Genomic DNA, 6,605 nt, shown 5'->3' on the forward strand with positions numbered 1-6,605 from the left:
CAGCGGGTAGCCGCTCTGGTGCAGCTTTTTATCGCCGACATATCCCCCGCCCCATTGTTCACCGCCTGGCAGATATCGCCTTTGCTGACGTTATGGCAGGAGCAGATCGGCGCGCTGTCCGGCAGCGCCGCGACGCCGAGCGCCTTCGGCGCGGCTCCCTCCAGCGCGGGCAGGATCAGACTCTCCGGACGCGGCGGCAGCGCCATGCCGTTCAGCATCATCTGCAGCAGCGTGGCATAGTCGCTGGCATCCCCCACCAGCACGCCGCCAAGCAGGGCTTTGCCGTCCTGACTGACGACGATTTTTTTGTAAATCTGCTGCGGACCGTCGGTCCATTGATAGCTCTGACAGCCCGGCGTGCGCCCCTGCGCATCGCCAAACGAGGCCACGTCGACCCCCAGCAGCTTCAGTTTGGTGCTCATGTCGGCGCCGCTAAAGCAGGCGTCCTCTCCTGCGAGAGTGGCCGCGGCGATGCGCGCCATCTGATAGCCCGGCGCCACCAGACCGTAAATTTTATTGTCCCACAGGGCGCATTCGCCTATCGCCAGCACGTTCGGGTCAGAGGTGCGGCACTGGTCGTCGATGTGAATTCCCCCGCGTTCGCCCACCTGCAGCGCGCAGCCGCGGGCCAGCGCGTCCTGCGGGCGGATCCCCGCCGAGAAGACCACCATGTCGGTCCGCAACGCGCCGCCGTCGGCAAAGTTCAGCCGCAGGCCGTCGGCCTCGCGCACGATGGCGGTGGTCGCTTTGCTGGTATGCACCCCCACGCCGAGGGCGACGATCTTCTCCCGGAGCATCGCCGCCCCGCCGTTATCCAGCTGGACGGCCATCAGGTTCGGGGCAAACTCCACCACCTGCGTCTCCAGCCCCAGCTGTTTCAGGGCGTTGGCCGCCTCCAGCCCGAGCAGCCCGCCGCCGATAACCACCCCGCTCTTCGCCGCGGCGGCATGGGCGGCGATACGGTCGAGATCGTCAAGAGTGCGGTAGACAAAGCACCCCGCGAGATCGTTACCGGGGATTGGCGGAACAAAGGGATACGAGCCGGTCGCCAGCACCAGTTTATCCCAGTGGATTTCATGCCCCTCGGCGTCCCGTACCAGCCGTGCTTCGCGGTCGATGGTCGCCACCGCCTCGCCGAGGCGGAGTTCAATACCGTGTTCAATAAAGAAATCCCCGGCCGCCAGCGACAGCGACTCGGCGCTGCGTCCGGCAAAATACTCGGAGAGGTGTACCCGGTCGTAGGCGGGGTAACGCTCTTCGCCAAACACCACGATTCGATATTGCTGATGCAGATTGCGGCTCACGCATTGTTCGAGAAAATGGTGGCCGACCATGCCATGTCCCACCAGCACTAATACAGGTTTCGTCATCGTCATTATTCCTGCAGCCTGCGGCTGCGTTGAAGAGGGGTCAAAAAGCCAGTCCACGGTGACAGGCTCATCGCTTTCCAGGCGCGCGGTAAGCGCGGCGGCGGCGGTGCAGTCGCCCATCAGCAGCACGCCGCGCAGGCGGCCATCGCGCAGCAGCAGGCGACGATAGTGGCGGTCGATGGGGTCCCAGCTGGTATAAATGTCATCCTGTTCGCCGGGCTGCTGCTCGCCAGCGCTAAAGAGTTCAATGCCGGTGACCTTCAGGCGGGTCCCGGCATCCTGCCAGACAAAGCCCTCGCCGGGGGCGCCGCACAGGCGATCCGCCAGCACCTCGGCCTGACGCAGGCAGGGAGCCACCAGCCCCCAGGTCTTGCCGTCAATTTCGCAACATTCGCCGATGGCGCTGATCCCCGGCAGCGAGGAGGCCATCTGACGGTCGACCACGATCCCCCGCTGGCACAGCACGCCGGACTGCGCCGCCAGACGGCTGTCGGGCTGCACGCCGGTAGCCAGCACCACTCTGGCGGCGCGGAATACGCGCCCGTCCGCCAGCCGCACGCCATCGGCGTCGATGGCGGCGATGCGGCACTCCAGCACGCAGCGAATGCCGCGCGCTTCAAGCTGCTGCCTGAGCTCATCGGCGGCAAAAGCGTCGGTCAGCGGCGCCATTAATCCGCTGCCGCGATGCAGAAGAGTGACCTCTCCGCCGTGACGACGCAGCGCCGCCGCCGCTTCCACCCCCAGCACCCCGCCGCCAATCACCACCGCCGGGCCGGGTATCGCCAGAATACGTTCCACGTCCGCCAGGGTGCGGAAGGGCATAACCTGCGGACGATCAATGCCCGGCAGCGGCGGGATAAAGGGCCGCGAACCGGTGGCGAACACCAGTTCATCCCACGGCAGCCAGGTTTCCGCGATGCGCAGCCGCCGTTGCTGAATATCGACTTCATCGACCGCCTCGCCAGACCGCAGGCACACCCCGTGCCGGGTATACCACTCCGCCGGCAGCAACGGGATCTGCGCCGCCGTTTTTTCACCTGCCAGCAGCGGCGAGAGCTGAATGCGGTTATAGGCCGGGTGCGGCTCGTCGCCGACGACGGTAATGGCAAACCGCGCGGGGTCGCGCTCAACCAGCCGCTGCACCAGCCGGGTGGCCGCCATGCCGTTACCGATCACCACCAGTCGCCGCGTCATGACCGCCTCCTTACGCCGCTTTCGGCTGTTTTTCATACAGGAAATGGAGGATCTGCTGGCGCAGATGGTGATACCGGCTGTCGTCCGCCAGCTGAACGCGGTGGCGCGGACGCGGCAGATCGACCGCGAGGATCTCGCCGACCGTCGCCGCCGGACCGTTGGTCATCATCAGCACCCGATCCGAGAGCAGCACCGCTTCATCAACGTCGTGGGTGATCATGACGATGGTGGTATTGAGCTCCTGCTGGATATGCATCACCGTGTCCTGGAGGTGGGCGCGGGTCAGCGCATCCAGGGCGCCGAAGGGCTCATCAAGCAGCAGCACTTTCGGCTTCATCGCCAGCGCCCGGGCGATACCCACCCGCTGCTTCATGCCGCCGGAGATCTCCCCGGGACGTTTGTGCAGCGCATGACCCATCTGTACGCGCGCCAGGTTGTGTTCGATCCACTCCCGGCGCTCACTCTTGCTCATGGTGCGACGGAACACCTGATCCACCGCCAGCGCCACATTGTCGAAACAGCTCAGCCACGGCAGCAGCGAGTGGTTCTGGAAAACCACCGCCCGCTCCGGCCCGGGACCGGCGATTTCCCGGTTATCACACAGTAGTCCGCCCTCGGTAGGGGTGGTGATCCCGGCGATCAGGTTCAGCAGGGTCGATTTTCCGCAACCCGAGTGGCCGATCAGGCTAATGGTCTCCCCTTCGACGATATCGAAGGAGACATTCTGCAGCGCCAGGAACTCGCCGCTGGCGGTGTTGAAGCGTTGGCTGACGGCCTGCACCTGAATTAATGGTTTCATGTTGGCTCCTTATTTTTCCTGCCAGCTAAAGCGGCGAGCGAGCAGCATCAGGCCCTGCTCCAGCAGCAGGCCGACGACGCCGATAATGACGATGGCGATGATGATGTTTTCCACATTGAGGTTGTTCCACTCGTTCCAGATCCAGAAGCCGATCCCCAGCCCGCCGGTAAGCATTTCCGCCGCCACGATCACCAGCCAGGCGATGCCGATGGAGAGGCGCACGCCGGTAAGCACCGCCGGCAGCACCGCCGGAAAGAGGATTTTGCGCATCACCGTCCACTCCGAGAGCTGGAGGACGCGGGCGACGTTGAGATAGTCCTGCGGGATCCGCCGCACACCCTCCGCGGTGTTGATCACCATCGGCCAGATGGAGCAGATAAAAATGGTCCAGCTGGAAGCCGGCTCCGCCTTCTGGAACAGCAGCAGGCCAATCGGCAGCCAGGCCAGCGGGCTGACCGGGCGCAGCAGAGCAATTAGCGGATTAAACATGCGGGCGAAGAACAGCGAACGGCCGATCAAAAACCCCAGCGGAATGCCCGCCAGCGCCGCCAGGCCGAAGCCCACCGCCACGCGCTGCAGGGAGGCCAGCACGTTCCAGCCGATGCCCATGTCATTGGGCCCGTCCTGATAGAACGGATCGGCAAACAGGGTCAGCGCCGAGTCCAGCGTGCTCAGCGGCGTGGGAAAGCCTTTGCTATGCATCGCCGCCAGCTGCCAGGCCAGCAGCAGCACTCCCAGCCCCAACAGCGGGGGCAGCAGGCGCTGGGTGAGCTCACGCAGCCAGCGCGTGACGGCCGGCGTGGTGCGCCGGACCTGCACCGGCGGCAGGATAATCACTTCGCCAGGCGCGTTGTCCACGCTGACGACCGGTTGCTTACGTTGTGCCTGCTTCATCTCATGCCCCCTTACGTTGAATAGAGAAATGGCGGGCGTAGCCTTCCGGGTCGGACCCGTTCCATACCGTCCCGTCCATTAGTGTGCTGCTGCGCATCCTGGCTGCCGGCGCGCGGATCCCTCCTACCGCCTGGGCGGCAGCCTGCCAGACATCGATGCGGTTAATGCGCGACGCCACCGCGAGGTAATCCGGAGCCTGCTTCAGCAACCCCCAGCGGCGGAACTGGGTGAGGAACCACATCCCGTCCGACAGCCACGGGAAACTCACCTCGCCCCCGGCCCAGAAGCGCATCGGATGGGCATCCTGCCAGCGGCGGCCAAGGCCGTTGTCATACTCTCCAAGCATCCGGCCGGTGAGGTATTGCTCCTTGGTATTGAGCCAGCCGCGTCTGGCGAGCAGGCGGGCCGTCTCCCGGGTGTTCTCCGGCGAGGCGGCGATCCAGCGCTGCGCCTCCATCAGGGCCGCCACCAGCGCGCGGGCGGTGTTCGGGTTGCGTTCCACCCAGTCGCGACGGGTGCCCAGCACCTTTTCCGGATGCTCGGGCCAGATATCCTGGGAAGTGGCCGCGGTGAAGCCGATACGGTCGTTAATAGCGCGGGCGTTCCACGGCTCGCCGACACAAAAGCCGCTCATATTGCCGATGCGCATGTTCATCACCATCTGCGGCGGCGGCACCACGACGGTGCGCACATCGTTGAAGGGATCGATGCCGGCGCTCGCCAGCCAGTAGTAAAGCCACATGGCATGGGTGCCGGTAGGAAAGGTATGGGCGAAGGTGTAACTGCCCGGCGCGCTGCGGTCGATCAGCCGCTTCAGCCCGCCGAGGTCGGTCACCCCTTTCTCCTGCAGCTCGCTGGAGAGGGTAATCGCCTGCCCATTGCGGTTGAGGGTCATCAAATTGGCCATCGCCTGCGGCTTGCTGGCGATCCCCAGTTCGAGGCCGTACAGCAGGCCATAGAGAATATGCGCCGCGTCGAGCTCGCCGGCCACCAGCTTGTCGCGCACCGCCGCCCAGCTGGCTTCCTTACTCGCCACCAGGGTGATGCCATATTTTTGGTCAAACCCCTTCGCCGCGGCGATGGCCAGCGGCGCGCAATCGGTCAGCGGAATAAATCCGACCCGCACGCGGGTTTGCTCCGGTTTGTCCGAGCCGCCGGCCCAGGCGGCCTGCATCACGCCCGGCAGCAGCATCGCGCCGCCCAGCGCGGCCCCTGCCTGCAGCAAGCGCCGCCGGGAAATTGAAAATTTGTCGCCCATATCCGCTCCACCATGCGCAAAAAAAAAGCGCCCGACAATGCATACGCACTGCAGGACGCCTTTATCCACGGACACCCGAACCGCCATTGGTTCGTTGCCCGGACTTTTATTCACTTAATAAGTAATGCAAACGGGATGCCAGCTTTGGCAATAGCGCGCTGGCGGGCTTTTTCCCAACGCTGGCCGGTTTTTCACCTAAAAGTGCACCGCCGGCAGGCAAAGAATGCCCATCGATTGTGCATCTACTCCTTTGGTGTTAGCGGCCAAATCGCCTTCACCATCAGCAGCGCGCGGGCTATCTCAACCATGCGCTGATTTTTGTCCATGGCCATCTTGCGCAGCGTCTGCCAGGCCTGCTCCTCCTGCATTCCCTGGTGCGTCATCAGCAGACTTTTCGCTTTTTCGATCAGCTTGCGCTCTTCGAGCGCGTCTTTCAGCGAGGCCAGCTGGCTGGAGAGCTGCTGCAGCTCATAGGCCTGCTGGCGCACCAGCGGCAGTAGCTGTTTATCGAGCCGTGGCGTCACGCTATCGTCTTCCTCTCCGGCCTGCCAGCCAGGCGCGTCGTCTGCTAACAGCGCGTAGGTGGCATCCAGCAGATCGTCGATCAGTTGCTCTTCCACTTCGCGCAATTGCTCAAGCCGTTGGGTTTGCAGGCCAAACCAGCGCAGCGCCGTTTCCCCGCCGTCGGCAGCCGGCTGGCGGGTACAGGCGATCCGCCGCAGCTGTTCAATATCCAGACCGGCGTGGCACTGGGTTCTGAACAACTGGACGGTCGCCGGGCTGCCCAGCGCCTGAAAGCTGTCGAAGCAGGGCTGCTGACCGTCAATACGGTCCACCAGCTGCTGGCGCAGGCTGTCGCTGAACTCGCCGCGGGTAAAGCCCAATGCTCCCAGCGCGCGCTCCTGGCCCACCAGCTCTTTTCCCTGCATAAAGCTGTACAGGGCGACCATCCGACCAGCCACCGGCGGATCGTCAATGCTGTCATTGAGCTGCGGGGCGATGTTCAGCAGATGGCGGATGACGCGGCTGAACTGCTCCGTCGCGGCTTCAGCGGCAATTTGCCGGCGGCCGATCTGCGCGCGTAGCGCCG

At 64.4% G+C, this 6,605-nt stretch carries 4 protein-coding genes and 1 pseudogene; all 5 read right to left on the minus strand.

Annotated features, from left to right (window positions below):
- Nucleotides 1-2,564 (minus strand): annotated as a pseudogene (locus tag HMPREF9538_RS31175) (FAD-dependent oxidoreductase); the annotation flags it as partial.
- 10 nt (nt 2,565-2,574) lie between these two features.
- Nucleotides 2,575-3,363: an ABC transporter ATP-binding protein gene (locus tag HMPREF9538_RS08150; protein ID WP_004145418.1), complete on the minus strand. Its 789-nt coding sequence runs from the start codon at nt 3,361-3,363 to the stop codon at nt 2,575-2,577.
- Between the two features lie 9 nt (nt 3,364-3,372).
- Complete coding sequence (ntrB, locus tag HMPREF9538_RS08145) at nt 3,373-4,257, minus strand: nitrate ABC transporter permease (protein ID WP_004148772.1); 885 nt, start codon at nt 4,255-4,257, stop codon at nt 3,373-3,375.
- A gap of 1 nt (nt 4,258) precedes the next feature.
- Nucleotides 4,259-5,515 carry a CmpA/NrtA family ABC transporter substrate-binding protein gene (locus HMPREF9538_RS08140; RefSeq protein ID WP_020317195.1) on the minus strand — a complete coding sequence of 419 codons (1,257 nt, stop codon included), beginning with the start codon at nt 5,513-5,515 and terminating at the stop codon, nt 4,259-4,261.
- Nucleotides 5,516-5,757: 242 nt separating this feature from the next.
- A partial coding sequence (nasR, locus tag HMPREF9538_RS30300; protein ID WP_009485734.1) for a nitrate regulatory protein NasR occupies nt 5,758-6,605 on the minus strand: 848 nt, incomplete at its 5' end.

It is taken from the genome of Klebsiella sp. MS 92-3, assembly GCF_000195655.1.
Lineage (GTDB): Bacteria > Pseudomonadota > Gammaproteobacteria > Enterobacterales > Enterobacteriaceae > Klebsiella > Klebsiella pneumoniae.